This is a genomic window from Rhizobacter sp. P3_B12, assembly GCF_056402895.1.
Map to the genome: position 1 here is coordinate 1 of NZ_JBFUGN010000905.1, position 2,496 is coordinate 2,496.

Sequence of the window (2,496 nt, forward strand, 5' to 3'; positions counted from 1 at the left end):
GTGCCGACCCGCAGCCTGTCCCCGTGTTTCGACGCTTCGTCTCAGCGCGCTGTCGCCGGCGCGGGCGGCTGCCTACAGTTCACTCCAACGCAACACACCTACCGCTGGAGACTGACATGTTCGACCGCCTCTTCGCCCCGCTGCTGACCTTCACCGTGCTGATCGCCGCGACGCTGTCGATCGCGATCGCGATGCTCGAGGAGGGCCGCGCCGGCACCACACAGCAGGCCAGCGCCGACATCGTCACGCTGCCGATGGTCACGATCACCGGCAAGCGCGTGCAGAGCGTCGCCGAGGCCACGCAGGCGATGCGCACGACGCTGCAGTGATCAACGCCAGGGCCGCCGCCTCACATGTGCCGGAACACGTGCACGTAGCTGCGGCTCACCGGCAGCAGCTCGCTGCGGCCCTTGATGTGCACGTCGGCCGTCTCGTTCGGCCCGCRCACCACCTGGGCCACCTGGTGCAGGTTGACGATCACCGAACGGTGCACCTGCACGAAGCACTCCGGATCGAGTTCATCGGCCAGTTCGCGGATCGTGCGGCGGATCAGCGCTTCGCCGCCCTCCCACACGACCAGCGTGTATTTCTCGTCGGAGCGCAGGTAGGCCACCTGCTCGACCGGGATCARCCGCACGCTGTTGCCCACCGACGCCTTGATCCACTGCAGCCAGCCGGCCTGCCGCTGCGCCGGTGACTGACGGCGCAGTTCGGCTGACATCTTCTCGATCGCCGCCTCCAGCCGGTCGTCCGCCGCAGGCGAGGCGCCGCCGGTGCCCGATCCCAGCCGCTGGCGCAGCCGCTGCACCGTGTCGGCCAGGCGCTCCTCGTCGAACGGCTTCACGACATAGTCGACCGCCCCCTGCTCGAAGGCCGTCACCGCGTACTGTTCGTAGGCGGTGACGAACACCACCTGGGCCCGCCGCGCGATCGAGCGCGCCGCCTCGACGCCGTTCAACCCCGGCATGTGCACGTCGAGGAACACCACCTGCGGCGCATGCTCGTCGAACAGCTCCACCGCCTCGCGGCCGTTGCGCGCCTCGGCGACGATCGCGAGTTCCGGCCAGAGCCGCTGCAGCATCCCGCGCAGGCGCTCGCGCAGCAGCGGCTCGTCGTCGGCGATCAGTGCGGTGGGGTTCATCGTCCGGCTCCGGTGTCGGGTTTCGCGAGCTGCGGGCTCGGGTCGGGCAGCACCAGCGTGGCGCGCAGGCCGTGCGGAGTCTCGTCGCACAGCTCCAGCCTCGCCGCATCGCCATAGGTGGCCTTCAGCCGTTCGCGCAGGTTGGCGAGGCCGGTGCCGGGTGCGGCCTTCTCGTCCATGCCGGCCCCGGTGTCGCTGACCCAGACCTCGACGCAGGCCTGCCGTGCATCGGCACGGGCACCGACCTCGATGCGCCCGCCCGTCTCGCTCGGGTCGATGCCGTGGCGCACCGCGTTCTCGACCAGCGTCAGCAGCGCCATCGGCGGGAACGGCAGGTTCGCGAGCGCATCGGGCACCGCGACCTCGAAGGCCAGTCGGTCCGGCATGCGCATGCGCATCAGATCGAGATAAGCGCGCACCAGGCCGGTCTCGTGGCCGAGCGTGCTGCTGGTCTGCGCGAGGCTGGGCACCGTGGCACGCAGGTAGGCGATCAGGCTGTTCAGCACCGGGCCGGCCCGTTCGGAGCCCGACTCCACCAGTTGCTGCACGTTGGCCAGCGTGTTGAACAGGAAATGCGGCTCGACCTGCGCATGCAGCAGGCGCAGCCGCGCATCGAGCGCCTGCTTCTCGAGCGTGCTGCGCTCCAGCGCGAAGGCGAGTGCCTGCGAGCGGGCCTGAGCATCGCGCTCGCGGTACAGCGCGCCGAGCGCGAGCGTGAGGCCGACGGCGAGGCCGGTGGTGGCGATCGAGAAGAAGCCCCACAGCAGGCCTTCGTTGCGCTGGAAGCTGGTGACATCGCCCTGCACCATCACCAGGTAGGCGACCAGCGTCGCGACCGGCGCGGTGATGACGACCGCTGCCACCTGCACGACCCAGCGTGGCAGCCAGCGCGACGGCCAGTGCCCGGCGATGTCGAAGGCCACCAGCAGCATCAGGCCGACGAAGATGCTGCGGCCCCAGACGCTGAGGAAGGGCGTCACGAAGATCGGGTTCAGTGCGATCGCGGCGACGGTGGCCACGACCAGGTTGATCGCGATGCGGCGCGGCGTCAGCGAGGCCCAGAGGCGGGCGAGGTGGCGCGCGGGCGGGGCAGGAGTGGCGGAAGGGGTTGGCGGAACGGGCTTCATGGGATGCCACGATACGGCGCGGGGGCCGAACCCGGCAAGCCATGCAGCCCGATGTGCGACGGACGGCGGATCCCGCGGTGTGAGTGACGGGCTCTGTTTCGCCCTTCCGGGCGAGTCACTTTCATTTGAGCCCAAATGAAAGTAACCAAAGCAAAGGGCTTCAATACAACACCATACGGTTCGTTCTGCCCGCTGCGGACAACACTGCCACTTCGGCTGGAGCTCCAC

General features: G+C 69.4%; 3 protein-coding genes. 1 reads left to right on the top strand and 2 read right to left on the bottom strand.

What is annotated here, in order from left to right:
• Positions 1-116: 116 nt before the first annotated feature.
• Positions 117-329: a hypothetical protein gene (locus AC1D01_RS29845; RefSeq protein WP_477872880.1), complete on the top strand. Its 213-nt coding sequence runs from the start codon at positions 117-119 to the stop codon at positions 327-329.
• A 20-nt stretch (positions 330-349) separates the two neighbouring features.
• On the opposite strand, the gene AC1D01_RS29850 is transcribed toward AC1D01_RS29845, so the two are convergent.
• Positions 350-1,141, bottom strand: a complete 792-nt coding sequence (locus tag AC1D01_RS29850) for a LytR/AlgR family response regulator transcription factor (protein ID WP_477872882.1) — start codon at positions 1,139-1,141, stop codon at positions 350-352.
• The gene (locus AC1D01_RS29855) at positions 1,138-2,268 is read right to left on the bottom strand and encodes a sensor histidine kinase (RefSeq protein WP_477872885.1); all 1,131 of its coding nucleotides are present in this window, start codon (positions 2,266-2,268) and stop codon (positions 1,138-1,140) included. The genes AC1D01_RS29850 and AC1D01_RS29855 overlap by 4 nt, the downstream gene beginning before the upstream one ends.
• Between the last annotated feature and the right edge of the window lie 228 nt (positions 2,269-2,496).